This is a genomic window from uncultured Tateyamaria sp. (assembly GCF_947487805.1).
GTDB lineage: Bacteria > Pseudomonadota > Alphaproteobacteria > Rhodobacterales > Rhodobacteraceae > Tateyamaria.
The window spans coordinates 1-22,508 of the sequence record NZ_CANKXW010000011.1 but is presented as its reverse complement, the minus strand read 5'-3'; the positions used below and the strand labels follow the sequence as shown (position 1 = coordinate 22,508).

The following is a 22,508-nucleotide window of genomic DNA, read 5'->3' as shown; positions in this document are numbered from 1 at the left end:
TCGGAGACGCAGATGGCTGATGTACTTGTCCTGGAGGATGATCCGGGCCTTCGATTCATGTTCTTCGAGGCGCTTCAGGGTGCGGGCCATACAGTACGCGCAGCCGCCGACAACGAAGAAGCCATGCAGATGTTGCGGCGCAAGACGCCGGATGTCCTGTTGCTCGACCTGATGATCGAAGACAGCCTTTCGACGGATGTTGCGAATTACGCGGTGTATTCCGCGCCATCTGCCGGGGTCATCTTCATGACGGGGAGCGGTTTGTTTCCCAAGGGTGAGCTGTTCGGGATGTCGCGCAACGCGCGTCTGGTCCTGCGCAAACCTGTCGACGTGAAGGAACTGACCACGATGGTCGCGCATGTGACTGCCTCGGCATCCGAAGAGGATCCAGCGCCGGTCGATTAGTGCGGGCATCGGTGCACATCATCGCCTCATCGTTGCTCCGATCCACGCGGCAGCCTGTTCGTGGAATGTGCGCTAGGTCGAGAATGGATCCGGCATTTGCTGCGTTGCGCAGTGGATCCCACCCCCCATTTCCCCTAGCGCATCGACGTTCAATGCGATGACTTCCCGACCGGGATAGTGTTGCGCCACGGCGTCCCGCGCGATGCGATCGGTTTCTTGATCGCCGAACTGCGCCATGATCACCGCACCGTTGCACACGTAGTAGTTCACATAGGACGCCACGAACTCGATGCTGTTCACGCGGCGCAACAAGGGTTCCGGGATCACGTCGACCTCGAGCCCCGCACCGACCAACCGGTCATGCGTCGCGACGGCGGCGACGTGAAAGGGATCGTTGCGATCAGGCACGTCCGGCAAATTCATCAGCACCCGACCGGGCCCGCTGAACCGTGCGAGGCTGTCGATGTGAAAATCGGTGATGTCCTGCCCCCAGACGCCGTCAGACCAGATCATCCGGTCAGCACCATAGGCACGCAGCAAACGGTGTTCAATCTCGTCGCGCGTCAAACCCGGATTGCGGTTGTGATTCACCCACGAGCTTTCATGCGCCAAAAGCAGGCCATGCCCATCCTGCTCGACCCCGCCCGGTTCCCCGTGCAGCCCCGTTGCGTGCATCTCCACCCCCAGACGGTCGGCCACCCGGCGGGCGATTTGCGCATCCCGGCCGTGCACCTGCTTGCCCCCCCACCCGTTGAACTGGATTTGGCTGACCGCCATGCCCCCTGCCCCGTCAACGATGAAAAGCGGACCGGCATCGCGGCACCACAGATCTTCGGTGGGCACATCCCACAGATTAACCGCGTTCGACAAAAGACGGCGGGCGGCGCGATGGTCTGACTGGGCCGCCAACATGGTCACTGGCTCGAAATCGGCAATCGTGTTGGCAATGTCGGCAATGGTCTGTTGCACCATTTCGCGGAACACCGGGTCAGGATGCACCCGGCGGCTGGTCGGCCATTGCATGAAGGTGCGCAGGTGCGGCGCTTCTTCGGGTGGCACGAAATACGTCGGCGTTTTGGCCTGGCCCATGGTGCTCGCCACTCCGAATGCGCCCGCGCCCAGCAACAGGTGGCGTCTGTTCATCTCAGCCCTCGTGGCGACGGGTGGCGCGTCATGATGAACGCTGGCGCAATGCCGTTTCGATCTTGTGCAACAGCTGATCGCGATCAAACGGTTTTTGCAAGACGGTCTCGGCGGCAAGATCGGGATGTGCCTCGAGGTGGGCCTCGGACGGGCGGCCCGAGATGAACACGACCGCCGTATCAGGCGACGCGGCCAGCAATTGCGCGGCAAAGCCCGGGCCGCGCACACCGCCGGGCAGCATCACATCCGAGATCAGCAGGTCGATCCGCCCGCCCTGCGCCACAACACGCTGTGCCTCGGCCGCGTTTTGCGCGGTGAGTACGGCAAAGCCCTGTGATCGGGTCAGACGTTCAAGGTAGGCGCTCACATTGGCGTCGTCTTCGAGGATGAGAACGGTCGTTCCCGCGCCGTCCAGCTGATGCGTGACCGATGCGGGGGTCGGCCGCGCGGCCTCGACTTCCTTGGCGCGCGGCAGGTAGAGCGACACGGTCGTGCCAGTCCCGAGTGCGCTTTCAATCTCGACCTCGCCGCCGGACTGTTTGGCAAAGCCGTAGACCGACGGCAGGCCCAGTCCTGACCCTTTGCCGACGTCCTTGGTGGTAAAGAAGGGCTCGTAGGCGTGTGCAAGTGTTTCGGCCGACATGCCCGTGCCCGTGTCGGACACCTTCAGGACAACATAGTCACCGGGACCAAGGCCAAGGTCCCCTTCGGACGCAATGGTCGTCTTGGCCGTCGCGATGGTCAGCGTGCCCCCGTTCGGCATCGCGTCGCGGGCATTGAGTGCGAGGTTGAGGAGCGATGCCTCGACCTGACCGGCATCGGCCAAGGCAAGCCACTGATCCGCTTCCAGCTGCGTGACGATGTCGATTTCCTCACCCAGCGACCGCGACAGCAAATCGCAGACATCCAGAACCAGCGCGTCCAGATGCACCGGCCTGGCCGTCAGCGGCTGTTTTCGGGAAAAGGCCAGCAACCGCTGGGTCAGCTCGGCGCCCCGCGCCACGGCTTTTTTGATCGGGACCGCCAGATCCGGATCGAATTCGGTGGCATGGGCCATCAGGTCGATATTGCCTCCGATCACCGTCAGCATGTTGTTGAAATCATGTGCCACACCGCCGGTCAGCTGGCCCACGGCTTCCATTTTCTGGGCCTGGCGCAGGGCGTCTTCGGATTTGCGATGCTCGGTCATGTCGAGCGAGCACAGCAGGATGCGCGCATAGGTGTCTTCGTGCCCTGGAATGACTGACCATTTCGCCGCGACGGTCAGGATCTGGCCGTCGGCGCGCCTGATCCTGGTCTCGAATGCCTCTCCGTGGGATCCCCTGTGAATGGCTTCGATCGTCAGGCGCACGATCTTCATCGCGTCCTCGGACAGGGTCGCCACAACGCGGTCGAGCAGCTCTTGCTTGTTGGCATAGCCGTGTTCTTCCAGCGACGCCTGATTGGCATTCACCACGACGATTTCCCGCCCGCACGCCTGCACGAACTCGGGATGGGCATCCAGATAGTGAGAGAGCGCCTCAGGATCGGCGATGCCGAGACTGTCGACCAGCCGTTTCACGCCTGACAGGTCCTCTTCGCGAATGGGGATCGGAGCGCTGTCGAACAGGCTTTGAAACCGGATTTCGCTGGCTTCGCGCGCAGCCTGGGCGACCTTGCGCTCTTCGGTCTCGCGCCGCGCCCTCGTGTCACGCTGATACGCCTGCAAGAAGGCCACGCCGAAATAGGCGCAGATCGCCAGACCGCCGATCAGGTACAGGAAGGCATCTGTCGACGCGCCGAACATCAGGAGCGCATGGGCAGAAATGATAAGGAAAACAGCCGCATCGGGGATCAGAAAGCACAACAGGATCGACGGATAGGTCGCGCGGTTCAGCATGGTGTGGACAGTCGACCCGGTGATCAGAGCGAGCGATCCGAACTTGGCCACGTCCGGGCCGAGGAACCAAAGGTACACCGGCAGAAAGCAGTAGAAAGACGCCTGCAGTGTCAGCAACACAAGCACGCTGGCATAAACCCGCAGTGTCGGCGCCGCCGGCACAAGCCGCACCACCAGCTTTTCGCTCAGCAGCAACGCAACATAGACAATGCCCCAAGCGGCGCAGATCAACCATCCGGCCAGCGCATAGGCGGAAAAACATGCGCCCAGCACAAGGAATACCTGAAAAAGAAACAGGAAACTGGTCGGCGGCTCGAGTTTGCGCAGCAAATCGATCTGGGCCGCGAATTGCGGTGGCGGTATTGATTGTGATCCTTGCGAAAGCATCAAGTGATCCGGCTTGCCGTTCTTTGATGGCCGCGCGGCATGTCCTGCTTGCACGCGACCCGTTCCGATCCAGTGTGGCATTACCGGATCAGCCTGCAAACACACGTATTTCGGGAATTTTTTGCGCCTTTTCCCCTTTAGCTGATCAGTGTCGTGTACAACGAAAAAGGGCGCCCCACTTCGGGACGCCCTGCCGCAACTCCGCGACGTATCAGGCCGCCTTGCGCTTTTCCGCTTTCAGCGCATCCAGGCGGTCGGACAGCGCACGGTAGTGCTTGGTCGCAAAGTTGTAGGCCTCGCTGTTGGCCGTCATCGGCTCGATGGCGCGATCATAGGCGTCGAGCAGGTGCTGTTCACCGCGCAGAACCTCTTCGACCACGGACGCGTCGTCACCCATCACGCGTTCCTTGAGATCGACAAAGCTGCGGTGGGCAGTGCCAAGCAGCGACCCGTCGTCGTCAATCTCGACTCCTGTTCCGGCAAGAAAGCTGCGCAGCTCGACGGCGTCCTGTGCGCGACGGTTGGAAAGATCGGTGAACATCGATTGCAGGTGATTGCTGTCGACAGCCTCGGCGGCTTCGGCATAGCCTTCGCGGCTGTCAATTAGGGTTGTGTAGAGATCCTTGAGCGCGTCGGTTTCGGTCTTCATGTTCGTATCCTTTCACAGTTTCAACACTGTCGGATCAACGCCGGGACCGGCGCCATTGTTCATCGGAACGGTCGAAAAAGTGGGCCGCTTAACATTTGATAAGATTGTGTTTTTCGGCCCCGCCCGTCTATCTGGCGCAGTCGGGCGATGGATTGTCTGCTGCCATGGTCAGCTGAGACCGCGCGGGCCGCGCGGAACCACCGACCCGGTTCAGCCGTTCCTGCCATGTCACCGGACCAGTCCCGGTTCAGGTTCAAGAGGTACTGACAGATGACGCCCGACGCCGGCCATCCCGCGCCATCCGATCTGAAACGCAAGGGAATGATTGAACACGTGTCTCCGCACCATTGGAATGCGCTTGGCCCCCTTTTTGCAGAGCGCCACACATATGCGGCCAACACCGTAATCAGCAGGCGTGGTGCGACCCTAGATCACAGCCTGTTGTTGCTGGACGGCGTGGTGGCGCGCAGCATCCCGAGGGCCAACATGCAGCACAGCACATTCGTGGCCTTGCAATTCAAGGGCGATTTCGTTGATCTGCACGCTTTTCCGCTGAAACAGCTGGACCACGATGTCGTGGCCGTCACTGCGGCGACGGTGGCGGTCATCCAGCATGCGGCCCTCAAACAGCTACTCGATGGCGATATCGAACTTTCGCGGATGTTGTGGTCGCTGACGCTGGTGGATGCGTCCATTCACCGTCACTGGGCGATGCGGAACAGTTCCATGCGTGGATTTGCCCGTGTTGCGAATTTCTTTTCCGAGATCGACGCGCGGCTTGCTGCCGCACTCGGCCAGCAGCAGGACACATATACGATCGGAATCACGCAGACCGACATCGCCGATGCCACCGGACTGACGCCCGTGCATGTGAACCGGGTTCTAAGGGACCTGCGCGAGGACGGGTGCTGCGCCATTGCCAGCGGTCAGCTGACGATCATGGACCGGGCGCGCCTGCACAGGCGGGGCGATTTCGACCCCGCCTATCTCTACCTTCCCAACTCCGACGCTGAATTGTAAGAGGCGGGCGCGTTACGCGCCGACCTGGAAATCCTTGATAATGCCGGACAACATGCCATTTGGTCCTGCGTGCTGGCGGGCGGGCTGAATGTCCTGCAAAGCCGCCTGGCGCGCCTGACCGGCGGCCAGCAACCCGTCCTTGGTGCCGCAGTCGAACCGTGTCCCGCTGAACCGGAACGCATAGAGTGGTTGGTCTTGCAGGTCCCGGTCGATCGCATCGGTCAGCTGGATTTCATTGCCCGCCCCGGGGTCCTGATCGGCCAGCCGTTCGAAGATTGTGCGCGACAGGATATAGCGGCCAACTGCGGCCAGGTTCGAGGGCGCATCGGCAAGGTCGGGTTTCTCGACCAGCCCGGCAGAGCGGATCGACGGGCCGGTGTCGCCCGCTACTGGGCGAAAGATGCCGTATTTGCTCACATCCTTGTCCGCGACGTCCATGGCCGCGATCATGTGACCACCCCGGTAGGCGCTTGCCATTTCGGTCAGGCAACCGTCGCCCAGTATGCAGTCATCGGGCAGGATCACGCCAAACGCGGCCTCGTCGATATAGTCGCGCGCCAGACCAACCGCATGGCCGAGCCCCAGCGGTTCGGGCTGTTCAACAAAGATGACCTCGCACCAGCGGTCCGCCGTGGAGGCGTCGAGCACTTCGGCCAAATCATCCTTGCCCTTGGATCGCAGATCCCGCACGAGGCTCGGGCTTTCGGTCAGAAATTCTTGAATGGCGGGTTTGCTCTCATGGGTGATGACGACCAAACGTCGCGCGCCTGCATCGATGGCTTCGTCGACCGCAAGTTGCAGAACAGGCCGGTCGAACACCGGCATCAGTTCCTTTGGCGTTGCCTTGGTCAACGGCAACAGCCGGGTTCCCTGACCCGCCACGGGCAGCACAACGGTCGAAATATCCATCAGGTGATCCTTTCTGCTCTAGGAATACCAGGCGGGGTGGGCACGCGCCTGTCGCAAAGGGAACCGGCTGTCACACGATTTGGTTCCGGCACAAGTTGCCGCAGTGCGGCAAAGGTGCCAGTCGTCTGCAACGCAGAATGGCGTGGGCCAACGGAACCATGCCGCACCGCCGAACGTTGCATTTTTAGGATGGCAAAAACCGGAGGCGCCAGATGTCCAGAGGCCGCAACGCAGACGTTCCCACGCAAATCCCGGCCAAGGGATGGAAAGATATCCTGTGGCGCGTCAAGGACGAGGTCGCCGAAGACCGGGTCAGCCTGATTGCCGCCGGTGTCGCATTCTACGGATTCCTCGCCTTGTTTCCCGCCATCGCGGCGCTGATGGCGCTGTCGGGCCTGTTTCTCGACCCATCGGATGTGACGGATCAAATCGGCGCGCTTGCGGGCCTGGTGCCCGAGGACATCATCGACATCATTGTGGGCCAGGCCACCGCCGTGACCGGATCCTCCGAGGGCGGGCTTGGGGTGACGGCCCTGATTTCCGTCCTGCTCGCGCTCTATTCCGCGTCCAAGGGGGTGGGCAGCCTCATTGACGGGCTCAACGTGGCCTATGACGAAACGGAGGAACGGGGTTTCATCAAGCTCAAGCTCGTCACCTTCGGGCTGACCTTGCTGATCATGGTCGGACTTCTGCTTGCGATGGCGGTGGTGGCCGTGATCCCTGCGGTTGTGTCGTTCCTGCCCCTCGGTGCCTTGGCCGAACCACTGATCGTGGGCGTGTCCTTTGTCGTGCTTGCGGCCTTCACCATTGGCGGTCTGGCGGTGCTGTACCGATATGGGCCAAGCCGCGACGGCGCTGAATGGTCGTGGGTGTCGGCAGGCGGCATTGTCGGATGCGCCCTGTGGTTGATCGCGTCCGCGGGCTTTGCCTTCTATGTCAGCTCGTTCGGCAGCTACAACGAAAGCTTTGGCGCGCTGGCAGGTGTCGTCATCCTGCTGACCTGGCTGTGGATGTCGGTCTTTGTCATCCTGATCGGTGCCGAACTGAATGCAGAGATGGAGGCGCAGACGCGCCGGGACACCACCCAGGGGCGCGATTTGCCCATGGGTCACCGCGACGCTGAAAAGGCGGATGAACTGGGTGCCGCCCGCGTCTGAGCGCCCGCCCTGACAAAAAACACACCAATGCAAAGGCGGCCTGCCCCCAGCGGGGTGGTGCCGCCCTTTTTGTGACCGGCAGTGGCGGCGGGTGCCTGTGACCCATCGGGACAAACCCCTTTGCCCTTGGTTTGTTCCACTTGATTTTTGTTAAGCAAACCGCCCGGAACTTCAATGCTTTCAAAGGCTTGATTGAACATGGAACGCCAAACATCGCGGCCTGCGACGCTGGCACCCCCAACTTCAATGAGGATCAAGAACATGATGAAATCGAACCCCTACTCCCTCCTTTCCGGCGTGTCGGTCGCGTCCCTTCTGGTCGCCGGTGCCGCAACAGCACAGCAGGCCGGTACGGCCAATGACATTCAGGCGGACGTGTTGGGCGGACAGGTTGTGGTCGAACAGCAGGACGCGACCGTCGACGTCACTATCCCCGAACCCGAAGTGAACGTGACGCAAGCCGCGCCTGTCGTCACCGTGGAACAACCCCAGCCCGAGATCACCGTGTCCGTGCCGGAACCGACCGTGACCGTGCAACAGCAGGCACCGATCATCACCATCGAACAGGCGCAACCGCAAGTCACCGTCCGCATCCCCGAGCCGATCGTCACCATTCAGGTGCCGCAGCCCGAAGTGGACGTGGCCACAGGCGAGCCGGTCATTGATCTCGAACAGCCCGAACCGGTCGTGCGTTTCGTCCGCCCCGAACCCCGCATCACCATCGAAGAAGCAGAGCCGCGCGTGACCGTCGAGAATGCCGAGCCGGTGATCAACATGGAAAGAACCCAAGAGGCCAACGTCACCCTCGAGCAAGCGGACCCGGTTGTAAATGTCGAACAGTCGCAGACGGCCAATGTCGAAGTTCTGGAAGCCGAGACCGATGCACAGGTCAATGTGACCGCGGCGGAGGCAGCGCAAATCGAGATCGACCAGCGGCAGGCGCGCGTTGTGCTTGAGGACTTCAACATGGACGAAAAAGGCAACATGCCGGACGCGGACCGCGCACGCTATCAGGAAACGGTTGCAGACCTGCCCATCTTCAACATGGACCGCGACGAGCTGATCGGGCGCAGCGTGGCCACGGAGTCCGGTGAGGACGTGGGCGAGATCGACTTTATCGGCAAGCGCGGTGACAAGCTGGTCGCAATCATCGGCGTCGGCGGTTTCCTTGGCATGGGCGAAAACGAAGTCGCCATCCCGCTGACCCAACTGGTCATGGCGCGCAACGAAGTGATCGTGCCCGGCTATACCGAGGAGCGTCTGGAGAACATGCCGGAATTCAACGAAGCCGAGGTCGAGATCATGGGCGAGAACATGCGTCTGGCCGAAGCGGTCGGCCTCGACTGACCCAGTGCATCAACAGCGATGCAGAGGGGGCGCTTGCGGCGCCCCCTTTTTCGTGCACGCCCCGGCGGTGGCCATCGGTCATAGATACCGGGCCGCCCGCCGCAGATCCCGCGTCAGCATGCGCCGCGCGTCCTGCTGCGCGGCCACGTCCCCGCAGCGCAGTACAAAGGACGGATGCACAGTGATCAGAACCGGCGTGCCGCGCGTTTCCTCGATCGTGCCGCAGCGCCGCAGCAGGTCCTTGCCCGACCCGGTCAACGCCTGCGCTGCGACCGCCCCCATCGCCACGATCAGCGCGGGCCGCGACCGTTCAATCTCTGCGTTCAGCCACCAGCGGCAGGCCTCGATCTCGCTGCGGTCGGGCCGCTCGTGAATGCGCCGCTTCCGCTCTGTCCTGTATTTGAAGTGTTTGACGGCGTTGGTGATGTAGCAGGCGGCGCGGTCCAGCCCCGCCTCGGTCGCCGCCCTGTCGAACACCTGCCCCGCCGGGCCGACAAAAGGCCGCCCCTCCAGATCCTCCTGATCGCCCGGCTGTTCGCCCACGATCATCACCGGGCTGTCCACCGGCCCCTCGCCCGGCACCACCTGCGTCGCAGCACACCCGATGGCGCAGCGGGCGCAGCCGCGCAGATCCTGTTCGAGCATGGCCCCGGTTGACGCCCAGCGCGAGGCAAAGGCCTGTTGCTGGCGCTGTGCGGCTTCGACCCGCACGGGAGGCAAGGTTGGCGTGGCCTGCGCCATCGCGTTCGCGCGCGCCTCTGCCTGCGCGATCAGGTCCGGGATGACCGCCGCCTCGGGCAGGTTCTTCCAGTATTTCCGGGGCATTTCCGACGTCATCGCATTCACCTTCAGACGCGCCGGGTTGAAGATGTTGCTATAGTAGGTCATCCACAGGTCTTCGTGCGCATCCTCGGGCAGATCCGGGCGCGGCACATCTCGCAGGAACGTGACCTGACCGTCCATACAGCGCGCCGTGATGTCCGGCGACACGATGGACCAATCCATATCGGCATAGCGTTTGCGAAAGAATTCAGCGGTGGGTTCGATCGTATGATGCGTGGGCTCGAACCACGCCATGAAATTGCGCCGGGCCGGGTTCAGCGCCGGTACTTCGCGAAAGCGGACAAAGGCCTTCATCTTGTGCTGGCACCGGTGCACCGCCTTTTCCATACGCCGCAGCCGCGCCACCTCCGGGTCGGCACGGTCCTGCATGAGCCGTGGGGCGTCGCGCAGGCGCCACAAGACGGCATAGAGATGGGCAAACCGTTGCGGGTCGCTATGCCAAACGACGGACTGCGCAAGGGCCAGAAAACTGCGCGGGACGTTGACGGGCACCGCCTGCGTTGCAACGGGTGCTCCGCCAAATAAACCTTGCGGCGCGCCTTCGACGGTCCAGTCCACATCCTGCGGCGGCACCCCTTGTGCCAGCAGCCCGCGCGCAGCGTCGCGCCAGGCCTGTGCCGTTCCGATCCGCGGCATCTGCGCCGCGTGTCTCACAACAGGCTCAACTGTTCCGGCGGCGGCGCAAAGCGGGCGCGCAGGCCCGCGCTGTCAGTCAGGGCGCCGGGTGTCCAGCCCACCGCAGTGATGAACGCCCGTGCCTTCTTCAACGACGCGCCCATACGCGTCAGGTCCTCGTAGCGCAGCGTCCGGTTGCCCCGCGTGCTGAGGATACGTTGCACCGTCTTGACCCCAAAGCCCGGCACGCGCAGCAGCAACTCCTTGCTGGCGCGGTTCACATCCAGCGGAAACAGCCCGCGATGTTCCAATGCCCAGGCCAGTTTCGGGTCTATGTCGAGATCGAGGTTCCCATCCGGTGTTACGCCCGTGATCTCGTCCAGCTCGAACCCGTAGAACCGCAACAGCCAGTCGGCCTGGTACAGCCGGTGTTCGCGCTGTAACGGGGGCCGGATCAGGGGCAGTTTCGACGACGCATCCGGAATGGGCGAAAAGGCCGAGTAATAGACGCGCTTGAGCCTGTAGCTGGAATAGAGCCGGGTGGATTGTCCCAGCACGGTGGCATCGTTGGACCCGTCCGCCCCGATGATCATCTGCGTCGACTGCCCGGCGGGCGCGAATTTCGGCGGCCGTTTTCCGGTGTGCGACCGGTCCTGCCCGGCCTGCTTGCGCGCGCGGATCCGGCCCATGACTTCGCGGATCTGGCCGGGCTTCTTCTCGGGCGCATAGGTGGCCACGGCACGGTCCGTCGGCAGTTCGACATTAATCGACAGACGGTCCGCCAGCCGCCCCGCCTCTTCGATCAATTCGGGCGCTGCATCGGGGATCGTCTTGAGATGGATGTATCCCTGAAACCGTTCCTCGTGGCGCAGCTTGCGCACGATCCGCACCATGTCCAGCATGGTGTCATCGGGCGAGCGGATGATGCCCGAGGACAGAAACAGCCCCTCGATATAGTTTCGGCGATAGAACTCGATGGTCAGCGAAACGACTTCGTCGACCGAGAAACGCGCGCGGTCCACGTTCGACGACACCCGGTTCACGCAATAGCTGCAATCGTATATGCAGAAATTCGTCATCAGGATCTTGAGCAGGCTGATGCACCGCCCGTCAGGCGCATAGGCATGGCAGATGCCGCCGCTTTCGGTTGACCCCAGCCCCTTGCCGCCCAGAGCGTTCCGCTTGGTCGTGGCCGAGGACGCGCAAGAGGCGTCATATTTTGCCGCATCACTGAGAATGGCGAGCTTTTCCTGAACGGTGCGAATACCCATATGTTCACATTATGTTCTCGCATCGCCGACCACAATCCCGAACTGGCATCTGTTGCATTAACTTTTGTTGCTTCAGCAGTGCGGAACATAACCTGATGTCGCGGGTTTGCCCTGTGACGCAGCAAGGGGCCAGCCGCCATGTCCGACACTCATTTCGACAGCATCGTTATCGGCGGCGGGTCCGGTGGACTTGCCTTTGCCCGGCAAGCAGCAGCGCTCGGGGCGCGTATCCTGCTGATTGAAAAGGAAGATCTGGGCGGCACCTGTGTCAATCGCGGCTGTGTGCCAAAAAAAATCCTGTGGTCCGCAGGTGATCTCAACCGATCCATTGCAGCCGCCCACAGTGTTCGGGTTGCGGATGCGCCCCACCTGTCCTTCGAGACACTGGCGCGCCGCAGGGACGACCACATCGCCGGCCTGCGCGACGGGTTCGAAGACAGTCTTGCAGACGATGGCGTCACCCTGCTGCGCGGCACCGCACAGGTCGATGGCACCACAGTGTCGGTGGCTGGGTCCGAGTACACCGCCGCGCAGGTGATCATCGCAACCGGGGCACGTCCCGCTACGCTGGACATCGATGGGGCGGAGCATCTGGTCGACAGCCGCGATGTCCTGTCCTGGACAACCCTGCCCGCATCCATCGCGATTGTGGGCGGCGGGTATATCGGTTGCGAGTTTGCCGCAATATTCCGCGCACTGGGCGTGGATGTCATGCTGATCCATGACGGCGACAGGGTGCTCGATACCTTTCCCGCGACCCTCGCCGATCATGTCCAGACCGGGCTGCGCCATAGCGGTATCGCGATCACGCTCAATGCGGGTCTGTCCGCCGCAAACGCGCAAGGCGACCAGCTGGGATATACCCTGACCAACGGCACGAAAGGCGTGGCGGAGGCCGTTTGCGCTGCGGTGGGTCGCACACCCAATACCGACAATCTGGGGCCGCTTTCGGACCGGCTGGCCTTGGCGGACAACGGCGCGATCAAGGTGGACGCACGCCTTGCGACGAATGTGCCCGGTGTCCATGCCTTGGGCGATGTGGCCGACCGAATGCCGCTGACGCCCGTTGCCACGGCGGATGGCACGCAACTGGCCCATATCCTGCATGGACAAGGCGGAGCACTGCTGGATCTGGATGATGTGGCCACGACCACCTTTGTCTATCCTCCCGCCGCCTTTGTCGGCGATACCGGGAACACCCCGCGTGCGGGCACGTTCCGCCCGCTTTCAAACAATATTCTGACGGACGCCAGCGGCCCCGAACCGCAGCTCTACCGCGTCGGGTTCGACCGCTCCGGCACCCTCACCGGGGCCGAAATCGTCGCCGACCACGCCGAAGACCTCATCGCGCTGCTTGCTTCCCTGCGCAAGGCGGGCGCGCAGGCCCACGACCTCGATCGCGTCATCCCGGTACATCCCTCCTTTGCCGAGGAATTCACCGGCACCTGACGCGCACATTACTGAAAGGACAATGACATGGATCTCAAGATCAGCGGTAAATCCGCACTCATCACCGGTGGCTCCGGCGGCTTTGGCATGGAGACTGCCAAGCTGTTGCGCGACGAGGGCGTGGACATCACCCTGACCGACGTGGACGAGGACGCACTGAAGGAGGCCGCCGAAACGCTGGGTGTCAAATACGAGGTCGCCGACCTGTCGACGCAAAGCGGCGTCAAAGCGCTGTTTGATGCAGTCGGCACAGGCTTTGACATCTGGGTGCACGCCGCCGGGGTGACCGGGGCCAAGGGCGACCCGCTGGACATGTCCGAAGACGACTGGGATCATGCGCTCAACATCGACTTCCTGTCCGGCGTGCGCATGGCCCGCCACCTGTGCCCCGCAATGATCAACCGCAAATGGGGGCGCGTCGTCTTTGTGGCGTCGGAAAATGTGGCCCAACCCTATCCGGACGAAACCGTCTACAACGCGTCGAAATCCGCCCTGCTCAGCTTTGCCAAATCTGTCGCCATGCAGCATTCGGGCAGCGGCATGATGGTGAACGCCATCGCCCCGGCCTTTATCGAAAGCCCGATGACCGATGGCATGATGGAAGAGCGGGCCAAAGAGCGCGACTGTTCCTTTGACGAGGCAATCGAAAGCTTCCTCGAGGAAGAACGGCCCTATCTCGTGCTGGGCCGTCGCGGCAAGGTCGAGGAAGTGGCGCCCGTCATCGCCATGCTGTGTTCCGAACACGCGTCCTTTGTCACCGGGGCCAATTGGCGTGTTGACGGCGGCGCGGTCGGATCGATCAACATCTGATGCGGACCCGCGCGCAAGTCGAGGCGCATATCAGGGCCACACCGATCACGGGCACGCCAGCCGCGCGTCGGGCGGCCTTTCGCACGCTCGCTGGCCCCGGCCCGGCGGGCGTCGCGCTGGAATTGGGCGGCGTGGCTTGCACCGCCTTTGGCGACGGTCCCGTGGCCCTGTGGTTGCATGGCGGCGGTTATATGTTTGGCGACAGCACCAGCCACGCCAATTGTGCCGCGTTTCTTGCCGAACGGGCGGATGCCTGCATCATCGTGCCCGACTACCGCCGCGCGCCAGAACATGCCTGGCCCGCGCCGTTGTACGATGCGGTCGCGGTCCTGCAAGATGTGGGCCTGACCACCCCGCTGATCGGCGACAGCGCGGGCGGGCATCTGGCGCTTGTTCTGGCCACGCAGACCCAGGCCGCGCCTGCATCGCTGGCGCTGATCTCGCCCAACACGGACCGGACCGGGCGCAGCACGACGCGCAAGGCCAACAGTGCGCGGGATCTCATGAACGACGACGAGACCGACCGGGATCTTGCCAAGGCCGCGTTTGGCGACAGGGCCGCAAGTGACCCACATGTGTCGCCCCTGTGCGGCGATCTCGGCCGCCTGCCGCCAACCTATCTGACCGCCTCGCGGGCCGAAGTGCTGGCGGGCGACGCGCAGCTGCTGGAAGATGCAGCGCGTGACCAAGGGGCCGACATCACCGCGATCTGGCACGACGATCTGTTTCACATGTGGACCCTGTGGCCAAAGGCCCTGGCCCCTGCACGCCAAACCCTGACCGACATTGCCGCACATATGAAAACGCACCGCCCCTGCTAGGGGACGGTGCGTGTGCGATGTACGGGTTGCCGTCAGATGACGGGCTTGCCCATCGCCATATGCAGGTGCCGCACATCGGTATCATCCAGACCCAGATGCGCCGCGAGATTGCGTAGAAACGTCTTTTCCGCGGGCTTGTCCGGCTCACCGACCAGCAGCGCCGCGGAATAGACCTCCTTGCGGGCGTGGATCGGCGTCTCTGCGGCAACACTTTGCGCGTCGACCGGTTCCTGCATCGACTGGCGCAGGACCTCACGCTCTTCGTCGGACGCGTCGTCGAGAATCTCCATCAGAGCTGCATATTCGTCATCTTGAACGCCACCGTCAGCACGGGCCATATGGACCATGGCGCGCAGGACGGATTTGGCGTCCCGGTCGGTCTTGATGTTGTCGTCGGCCAGATGATCCTCCATCGCGTGGCGCGTCTGCGGCGCCTTTGGCTGCCCGCCGATCGCAGCGGCAAGGCCGCCAAGGAGCCCACCCAGCGATGGTGTGCCCGATGCCATCTGACCGGTCACTCCGGCCTCGCGCCCGTCTGATGCGCCGCCGTAACCCAGACCATCAAGCAGGCTCCCCAGACCGCCGGCATCCGATGTGCGGACGCCGCCCACACGGCCATGGCCGTGGGTTTCACCCCTTTGCCCCATCGCAGCAGCGGACCCGACAGGCCGATTGCCCGATAGCATCTGCTTGACACCATCGATACCGCCGACAGTTTTGAACGCTTCCATCCCCTTCTTGGCCGCAAAGGCAAGCGCGAGTTTCGTGACCATGCGTTTCAGTGACATCCTGTATCCTCCAATGATTAAAATCCTTGGAAAGGAAACGCGCAGGCCCAGCGCGATGTTCCGTAGACGGGCGCGTGAACTCAGGCAGATAGCGGAAAAACCGGCACCGCGCGCACTTGGCGCAACTGATCCAGATAGGTTCTGGTCCACCAATGGATGTCTTCATGCACGGCACCGGTCAGAAGGCGGGCGTGGCGGGCCTTGCGCTCGTCCAGCGGCATGGCCAGCGCAGTGCGGATCGCCTCGCCCATATCGGTCGGATCATAGGGATTGACCTGTAACGCGTCCGTCATCTGCTCTGCCGCGCCCGCCAGCCGTGACAGCACCAGCACGCCGGGATCGTCCGGATCCTGTGCAGCGACGTATTCCTTGGCCACGAGGTTCATCCCGTCAATCAGCGGCGTGACGAGACCGACGGCACTTTGGCGAAAGACGCCCGCCAATTCAGCCCGATCCATGGATTGCGAGATATAGCGGATCGGCATCCAGTTCGGCGTGCCGTGTGCGCCGTTGATCGCCCCCGCCTTTTGCTCCAGCGTCTGCCGAATATCCTGATAGGCCGCAACCTCGCCCCGGCTGATCGGGGCCACTTGCAGGAATGTCGCCGTAGGGTCAGCGTCTGTACGCGTGTCAAGAAAGTGCTCCATCGCGTCAAACCGCTGCGGCAGGCCCTTGGAATAATCCAGCCGGTCCACCCCCACGATCAACTTTTCGCCCTTGCTCAGGGTCACGGCCTCACCTGTGCCGATTTCGCCCTGGAAAGCCGCGACGTCGATTCCGATCGGACAGGCCCGCACCGCCACCAGACGATTTCCCATACGCACCCGTCCGTCCATGAGGATCTCCGTCCCCGGATGCTGGCGCGAGGTGCCGATGAACTGCGCCACGTCCCGCTCCGATTGCAGCCCGATCAGGTCATAGGCGCCCAGCCATTCCATCAGCGCGTCACTTTGCGACAGCGCCCCGATATCGTGACCTGCGGGGAAAGGAATGTGCAGGAAAAACCCGATGCGGTTGGTCACACCGCGTCGGCGCAATTCTTCTGCCAGCGGCAGGAAATGATAGTCATGGATCCAGATCAGGTCATCGGGGTCCAGCACGTCCAGCATCTGGTCGGCCATCCGCGCATTCACGGCGCGGTATCCCGCATATTGCCCGCGTTTGATCTGCATCAGGTCGGTCCGGCCATGGCACAGCGGCCAGAGGACGGAATTGGAATAGCCGAGGTAGAACTGCGCCTGTTCGTCCTCGGTCAGGTCCAGCAAATAGCGGTCGTATCCGTCTGCCGGTGCATGGCGCAGGGCGGGCGCAGGTGCTTCGACCAGATCGGCACCGCTGCCGACCCAGATGCCGCCCATCTGTGTCAGACAGTCATGCAGGGCAAAGACCAGCCCGCCCGCAGGCGGTCGGTCGCCCGCGACACGGTTTGAGACAACGACCAGCCGCTCACCCATGTGCACGCTCCACCAGCCGGCGCAGCTGCATCTTGAGGTCCTGCGGATCGTCGCAGCGGAACCGGGCCGTGGTCTCACCCTCCCCCACCTTGACGCCATATCCACCCAAGGTCTGCGCCGCCTCCATACCAGCCTCATCCGTGACATCATCGCCCACCATCACCGGCACGCGGTCGGTCCAGCCAAACCGGTCCATCGCATCGCGCACGGCCGCGCCCTTGCAGACGCCGGCGGCTTTCACCTCCACCGCCATCTTGGAGTGCTGCAACACCATCTCGGGCGCGACATCCACCAGTGCCTCGAGAAATCCGGTCACCGCGGCGGCCAGCTCCGGTGCTTGCCTGTAGTGCAGGACAAATCCATGCCGCTTGCGTTCCAGCCGCAGGCCCGGATGCAGTTGGCGGAACTTCGCAGCGGCCTCGCACATCGCGTCCAGCGCCTCCGGGACGGGCACCAGATCGATCGTTTCACCCTCTGCATGCAGTTCGGCGCCGTGGGTGCCATAGACCAGGCATGGCAGGTCCGGAACATGACCCAAAAGGTCACTGACAGACCGCCCGGTAACAATGGCCAGCCTGCCATCAAGAACGCCGTGCAGGGCGCCGACCAGCTCAGACACGCCCCGCGCATCAATCGCGTCAGGTGCGGCCGCGAGATCAACAAGGCTTCCGTCGAAATCAAGAAACAGGGCCACGTTGTCTTTGGGTTCAAATCGCGGTTTGGGCAAAACGGCTCTTTCTCCGGCAGTAAAGCCGATCATCTCGTAGTACATCGGGGTTCCCTTCGCACTTGCAGCATCACTCGAAAGACCAACGCCACGTATCGCGTTTCGGTTGCACGGATCGGCCAAGAATTCTCGGACGGGCCTTGGAACCATCAGCGCGGCGGCGGGGTTGTCCCCGCAACGCCGGACATCCCGCGCGCAGCCAGAACGGAGCCCACAATGAACGAACATGTGAAAATCCCCCCGCAATCCCAGGACAGCATGCCCGCCCACGAGCATGAGATGGACCCCGCACCCGACTATGCCCCCCGCCATCCCGGCGCGGGCAAGCTGACGGACAAGGTGGCGTTCATCTCCGGCGGCGACAGCGGCATCGGCCGCGCCGTCGCGGTCCTGTTTGCGCGCGAAGGCGCCAAGGTGGCCATCGCTTATTTGTCCGAAAGCAAGGATGCCGAGCAGACGAAAAAGCTGGTCGAGGACGAAGGTGGCGAGGCGCTGTTGATCGAGGGCGACCTGGGGTCGAAATCCCATGCAACGGACGCCATTGAACAGACGGTCAAACATTTCGGCAAGCTCGACATCGTGATCAACAACGCAGCCCAGCAATGGATCGACAGCGATCTGACCGAGCTGGACGAAGACAAGCTGCGTCAGATGTTCGACAGCAACGTGATGAGCTATTTCTTCTGCACGCAGGCCGCGCTGCCGCATCTGAAAAAAGGTGCTGCGATCATCAACACCTCGTCGGTCAACGCCTTTGCGGGGATGGGGTCACTGATCACCTATTCCACAACGCGCGGTGCATCGCTCGCCTTTACCCGCAGCCTTGCCGCCAACCTCGCGGACAAGGGCATCCGCGTCAATTCCGTGGCCCCCGGCCCGATCTGGACGCCGTTCATTCCCGGCACCATGCCCGCCGAACAGGTCGAGGATTTTGGATCGCAGACACCGATGGGCCGCGCCGGTCAACCTTGGGAAGTCGCGACCGCGTTCCTGTTCCTGGCCAGCGACGACGCCAATTACTACACCGGTCAATGTCTGCACCCCAATGGCGGTATGGTCGTTGGCGCATAAATCCCGCGCGGGGGCCGGCACGGGCTGGCCCCTTGCCCCGCTTATTTACGAGCTTTACCCCCGCTCCTTTCAGGACAGCGACGGCGACGGTATCGGTGATCTGCCCGGCATCCTGCGCCGGGCGGACTATCTTCACGACCTCGGCGTCGACGCAGTCTGGATCTGCCCCTTCATGCCGTCACCTTGGGTCGATGGGGGCTATGACGTTACCGATTACTGCGCGATCCATCCCGCCCTGGGCACCATGAAAGACTGGAGCGCCCTGACCGAAGCGCTGCATGATCGTGGCCTGAAGGTTATGATTGACCTCGTGCTCAACCACACGTCGGATCAGCACCCGTGGTTCGACAAATCCGCGCAGCGCGACCCGGGTTACGTCGATCACTATGTCTGGCGTGACGCCAAGGAGGATGGCGCGCCACCCACCAACTGGATCGGCCGGTTCGGAGACCTGTCCTGGTCGTGGGATCATCGTCGCCAGCAATACTACCTGCACAATTACATGTCCGCGCAACCGGCGCTGAACCTGCGCTGCCCGAACGTGCAGGCCGAAGTACAGCGCATCTTTGCCTTCTGGACCGATAATGGCGTGGACGGTTTCCGTCTGGATGCGGTCACATCCTATCTGTGCGATCCGGAATTTCGCGACAACCCACCCGCCTCTCCCGAGGTGCGGGACAAGATGGATGGCGAGCCGTTCCTGCCTTACGTCCGGCAGGACCACAAACACGACTTTCTGCCCGGCGATGGTGCCGCCTATTGCGATAACCTTCGCGCCTGGGCGGGCGAGACCGCCTATCTGCTGGGCGAGGTCGGCACCGGCAACCAATCGGTCGAGGTGTGTAATGATTTCACCGACGGGGATCGCCTGAACGCCGGCTATGTCGTCGATTTGGCGCAATTCGGCTTTTCCGCGCAGGTCGCCGCCGACCTGATTGCGCGGCGGGCCGCGGCCATGCGGCTGGCCTGGTGGACCGGCAGCCATGACCGCGCCCGCCAGCCCAAGCGCCCGGACGATCCCGAAGCACGCTTGCAGTTGATGTTCCTCGCCCTGATGCCGGGCCCGGCGCTGGTCTATCAAGGGCAGGAACTGGGCCTGCCCCAGCCTGAACTAAGCAGGGATGATACGACCGATCCCTACGATTTGGCCTTCTGGCCCGATGGTCCCGGCCGCGAAGGGGCACGCGTGCCCCTGCCGTGGTCGCGAGCGCAGGCCAACGGATTTACCACCGGCACGCCGTGGTTGCCGATGCGGTGGGCGGACGGGATCGACGTGGAGACGCAAGACAGTGACGGCGGCAGCGTGCTCTCCTTCGCCCGGCAGGTCTTTGCCCTGCGGCGCGAACTGGATCTGGCGTCGCTACCCGATGCCGAATGGCAGCGCGATGGCGATGTTCTGACCATCCGCCACCAGACGGCCCGTGTTGTCTTCAATTTTGGCCATGAGGACGTGAAAACCGGATCCGACACGGTCCCGGATCTCACCTCTGCACAGGGCGGCACCGACACGGTCTTGCCGCCCCGGTCCGCCGCGTTCTGGCGGCTATGACCGGCGCAGGCGCCGCGCCAGCATGACACCCAGTGTCGCCGCCCCGGCCATCGCCACCGCGGCGACACCTGTGCGCAACCGGTCCGCATCGACGATCAGGCCAGTGGACGCGGCACGCCCGTCAAAGCTGCCCCGTGCATCAGCGGGGTAAGCTGCAGGTGCGTCCAGATTGCCAGCGCGAAATCCGTCCTGCGGCGTCTCGCTTTCCTGCGCGTCCACACCGCTGCTGGCCATCTGATGATCGAGGAAATTCGGCGCCACGAATTGGCCCGCAATCAGTTGCAGGACGGACGTGCCGACGTAAAGCTCGCGCGCGTTTGTCCGGATCGCCTTCATCACGGCCGTGGCCGCAACCTCTGGGTTGTAGATGGGTGGCGCGGGCATTGGGCGGTGATCCAGACGGCTGCGCGCCCAGTCGAATTGCGGCGTGTTGATCGCAGGCAACTGGATCAACGACACCTCGATCGGGCGGCCGGCGGCGATCAACTCGGACCGCACCGCGCCGGTGAACCCGTTGATCGCATGTTTCGCGCCGCAATAGGCGCTTTGCAACGGGACGGACCGATAGGACAGGCCAGAGCCAATGTTGACGATATTGCCCCGCTCCATCACGGACAGGGCCGCGCGTGTGCCCCACACCTGCCCATGATAGGTGGTGTCGGTGATGGCCTGGAACTCCTGCGGAGACAGGTCGTCAAACGTCGAGAACGCGGTGAGCATCGCGCAATTGACCCACACATCGACCGGGCCCCATGCGCCTTTGACTGTTTGGGCCGCCTCCATCACCGCATCGGCATCCGACACGTCGCATTGCAGCGCCAGCACGGCTTCGCCATACCTGTTTTCAACCTCGGCCAGTCGCTCGGCCCCGCGCGCAAGCACGCCCACCCGGTAGCCTCCGCCGATCAACGCCTCGACCGTCGCCAGACCGACACCCGCCGTACCACCGGCCACCACGGCCACGTTTCCTTGATGTTCCATCGCATCCACTTCTCTGTGATTTCATCAGAGGAACGCGCGGGCGCGGCAGGCTGTTCCAAGGTTTCGGCGCGCCCTCAGCGCCCCAGCCCGGTGCGGCCGGTTTGCGCCATTGCGCTCGACAGTTCCGCGGTCAGGATGTCCCACAGCCGGTGCAACCCTTCCTCACCGGCGGCCGCGATGGCAAATTGCAGGATGCGGCCGAAAAAGGCAAAATTGGCCCCCTGGTTGAAGGCTTTCAAAACGTCCTCGCCGCTGCGCAGACCGCTGTCGTAAAACAGCGGGTACTCCGGCCCCACCGCCGCCCGGATCCGCCCCAGTGCATCAATCGGTGCGGGCGCGCTTTCCAATTGGCGCGCACCGTGGTTCGACACCTGGATCGCATCCACGCCCGCAGAGACAAGACGCTCCGCATCTTCGGTGTGGGTCACACCCTTGACGACCAGGTGCCCGCGCCACAGGTCGCGCAAGGCGGCAAGCGTCTCCCAATCGGCCTTGGCGCGGCTTTCTGTCCGGTCGAAGGCGAATCCGTCCATCTGAAAATTGGCCATCTGAGGACGCCCCGCTGCCAGCGAGGTCAGCGACCAGCGCGGGTGCAGCGCAAAATCGACGAACTGTCGCGGCCCGATACGGAACGGCATGGTAAAGCCGTGGCGCAATTCCCGCGGCCTGCGCCCGACCTCCGGCACATCCACGGTCACGACAAGCGTCTCGTATCCTGCATCCTGCGCGCGCCGGGCCAGCTTGAAGGATCCTGTATTGTCGCCCGTGAAATACAGCTGGAACCACGCATTGCCGCGCGCCACGTCAATCATCTTCTCCAACGGGGTCGAGGCCACTGTCGACACCCCCACCGGTACGCCATCACGCGCCGCCAGCCGCGCCAGCATCAGATCGGCCCCCGGACCGGACAGGTTGCACATGCCCATGGGCGCAATACCAAAGGGACGCGTCGCCGTCTTGCCGAAAAGGGGGACTTCCAGACTGCGCTGGCTCACATCCCGCAGGATGCGCGGCTCCAGACAGATATCATCCAGGGCGGCCCGGTTACGCGCCGCCCCCACTTCCTGTCCCGCGGCCCCGTCGATGTAATCAAACACCATCCACGGCAGGCGGGTTTTGGCAAGCCGCCGCGCGTCCTCGCTGGAGTGAATACGCGCGGCCCTTTTCATCAGCTTGCGACGGCCTTCATGAACCTGTGCTTGATCACCACGGGGTCCATCGTGATCACGGGCA

At 63.2% G+C, this 22,508-nt stretch carries 20 protein-coding genes; 9 read left to right on the top strand and 11 right to left on the bottom strand.

Annotated elements, in window-relative coordinates; all coding sequences use genetic code 11:
• Positions 1 to 12: 12 nt before the first annotated feature.
• A complete protein-coding gene (locus Q0949_RS19825) occupies positions 13 to 405 on the top strand; it encodes a response regulator (protein ID WP_299376592.1) in 393 nt (130 codons plus the stop codon).
• Between the two features lie 72 nt (positions 406 to 477).
• On the opposite strand, the gene Q0949_RS19820 is transcribed toward Q0949_RS19825, so the two are convergent.
• From Q0949_RS19820 to Q0949_RS19810, 3 genes are all read right to left on the bottom strand, one after another.
• Positions 478 to 1,548 carry an agmatine/peptidylarginine deiminase gene (locus tag Q0949_RS19820; RefSeq protein WP_299376589.1) on the bottom strand — a complete coding sequence of 357 codons (1,071 nt, stop codon included), beginning with the start codon at positions 1,546 to 1,548 and terminating at the stop codon, positions 478 to 480.
• A 28-nt stretch (positions 1,549 to 1,576) separates the two neighbouring features.
• A complete protein-coding gene (locus Q0949_RS19815) occupies positions 1,577 to 3,814 on the bottom strand; it encodes an ATP-binding protein (protein ID WP_299376587.1) in 2,238 nt (745 codons plus the stop codon).
• A gap of 211 nt (positions 3,815 to 4,025) precedes the next feature.
• Entirely contained in the window at positions 4,026 to 4,463 is a 438-nt protein-coding gene (locus tag Q0949_RS19810; protein ID WP_299376584.1) for a PA2169 family four-helix-bundle protein, read from the bottom strand.
• Positions 4,464 to 4,733: 270 nt separating this feature from the next.
• Between Q0949_RS19810 and Q0949_RS19805 the strand changes: the two genes are divergently transcribed.
• Positions 4,734 to 5,483 (top strand): Crp/Fnr family transcriptional regulator, encoded by a 750-nt coding sequence (locus Q0949_RS19805; RefSeq protein WP_299376581.1) that lies wholly within the window; start codon positions 4,734 to 4,736, stop codon positions 5,481 to 5,483.
• Positions 5,484 to 5,495: 12 nt separating this feature from the next.
• Here the strand turns inward: Q0949_RS19805 and Q0949_RS19800 are convergent, their stop codons facing one another.
• Positions 5,496 to 6,392, bottom strand: coding sequence for a sugar phosphate nucleotidyltransferase (locus Q0949_RS19800; protein WP_299376578.1), 897 nt, complete (start codon positions 6,390 to 6,392; stop codon positions 5,496 to 5,498).
• A gap of 212 nt (positions 6,393 to 6,604) precedes the next feature.
• On the opposite strand from Q0949_RS19800, the gene Q0949_RS19795 reads away from it, so the two are divergent.
• Together Q0949_RS19795 and Q0949_RS19790 are read left to right on the top strand one after the other, a co-directional pair.
• Positions 6,605 to 7,549 carry a YihY/virulence factor BrkB family protein gene (locus Q0949_RS19795; RefSeq protein ID WP_299376575.1) on the top strand — a complete coding sequence of 315 codons (945 nt, stop codon included), beginning with the start codon at positions 6,605 to 6,607 and terminating at the stop codon, positions 7,547 to 7,549.
• A gap of 261 nt (positions 7,550 to 7,810) precedes the next feature.
• Positions 7,811 to 8,896, top strand: coding sequence for a PRC-barrel domain-containing protein (locus Q0949_RS19790; protein ID WP_299376572.1), 1,086 nt, complete (start codon positions 7,811 to 7,813; stop codon positions 8,894 to 8,896).
• A gap of 78 nt (positions 8,897 to 8,974) precedes the next feature.
• Here the strand turns inward: Q0949_RS19790 and Q0949_RS19785 are convergent, their stop codons facing one another.
• Both Q0949_RS19785 and Q0949_RS19780 read right to left on the bottom strand, forming a co-directional pair.
• On the bottom strand, positions 8,975 to 10,375 hold the full coding sequence (locus Q0949_RS19785; RefSeq protein ID WP_299376569.1) for a UdgX family uracil-DNA binding protein: 1,401 nt from the start codon (positions 10,373 to 10,375) through the stop codon (positions 8,975 to 8,977).
• 14 nt (positions 10,376 to 10,389) lie between these two features.
• Complete coding sequence (locus tag Q0949_RS19780) at positions 10,390 to 11,625, bottom strand: putative DNA modification/repair radical SAM protein (protein WP_299376566.1); 1,236 nt, start codon at positions 11,623 to 11,625, stop codon at positions 10,390 to 10,392.
• 138 nt (positions 11,626 to 11,763) lie between these two features.
• Here Q0949_RS19780 and Q0949_RS19775 point away from each other — a divergent pair, with 138 nt between their 5' ends.
• From Q0949_RS19775 to Q0949_RS19765, 3 genes are read left to right on the top strand one after another with little or no spacing between them, the layout of a single operon-like run.
• Entirely contained in the window at positions 11,764 to 13,074 is a 1,311-nt protein-coding gene (locus Q0949_RS19775) for an NAD(P)/FAD-dependent oxidoreductase (protein WP_299376563.1), read from the top strand.
• A 27-nt stretch (positions 13,075 to 13,101) separates the two neighbouring features.
• The gene (locus Q0949_RS19770) at positions 13,102 to 13,884 is read left to right on the top strand and encodes an SDR family oxidoreductase (protein ID WP_299376560.1); all 783 of its coding nucleotides are present in this window, start codon (positions 13,102 to 13,104) and stop codon (positions 13,882 to 13,884) included.
• The gene (locus Q0949_RS19765; protein ID WP_299376557.1) at positions 13,884 to 14,705 is read left to right on the top strand and encodes an alpha/beta hydrolase; all 822 of its coding nucleotides are present in this window, start codon (positions 13,884 to 13,886) and stop codon (positions 14,703 to 14,705) included. Before Q0949_RS19770 ends, Q0949_RS19765 begins: the two co-directional genes overlap by 1 nt.
• 32 nt (positions 14,706 to 14,737) lie before the next feature.
• On the opposite strand, the gene Q0949_RS19760 is transcribed toward Q0949_RS19765, so the two are convergent.
• From Q0949_RS19760 to otsB, 3 genes are all read right to left on the bottom strand, one after another.
• Positions 14,738 to 15,493, bottom strand: a complete 756-nt coding sequence (locus tag Q0949_RS19760; RefSeq protein ID WP_299376554.1) for a tellurite resistance TerB family protein — start codon at positions 15,491 to 15,493, stop codon at positions 14,738 to 14,740.
• 80 nt (positions 15,494 to 15,573) lie between these two features.
• Entirely contained in the window at positions 15,574 to 16,947 is a 1,374-nt protein-coding gene (locus Q0949_RS19755; protein WP_299376551.1) for a trehalose-6-phosphate synthase, read from the bottom strand.
• Positions 16,940 to 17,719, bottom strand: a complete 780-nt coding sequence (gene otsB, locus Q0949_RS19750) for a trehalose-phosphatase (protein WP_299376548.1) — start codon at positions 17,717 to 17,719, stop codon at positions 16,940 to 16,942. The genes Q0949_RS19755 and otsB overlap by 8 nt, the downstream gene beginning before the upstream one ends.
• Before the next feature lie 171 nt (positions 17,720 to 17,890).
• On the opposite strand from otsB, the gene Q0949_RS19745 reads away from it, so the two are divergent.
• Entirely contained in the window at positions 17,891 to 18,745 is an 855-nt protein-coding gene (locus tag Q0949_RS19745) for a glucose 1-dehydrogenase (RefSeq protein ID WP_299376545.1), read from the top strand.
• A complete protein-coding gene (locus Q0949_RS19740) occupies positions 18,720 to 20,294 on the top strand; it encodes an alpha-amylase family glycosyl hydrolase (protein WP_299376543.1) in 1,575 nt (524 codons plus the stop codon). The genes Q0949_RS19745 and Q0949_RS19740 overlap by 26 nt, the downstream gene beginning before the upstream one ends.
• Here the strand turns inward: Q0949_RS19740 and Q0949_RS19735 are convergent.
• Positions 20,289 to 21,275 (bottom strand): SDR family oxidoreductase, encoded by a 987-nt coding sequence (locus Q0949_RS19735; RefSeq protein ID WP_299376540.1) that lies wholly within the window; start codon positions 21,273 to 21,275, stop codon positions 20,289 to 20,291. The genes Q0949_RS19740 and Q0949_RS19735 overlap by 6 nt on opposite strands.
• A gap of 74 nt (positions 21,276 to 21,349) precedes the next feature.
• Positions 21,350 to 22,444 (bottom strand): alpha-hydroxy acid oxidase, encoded by a 1,095-nt coding sequence (locus tag Q0949_RS19730; RefSeq protein WP_299376919.1) that lies wholly within the window; start codon positions 22,442 to 22,444, stop codon positions 21,350 to 21,352.
• Positions 22,445 to 22,508: the final 64 nt, after the last annotated feature.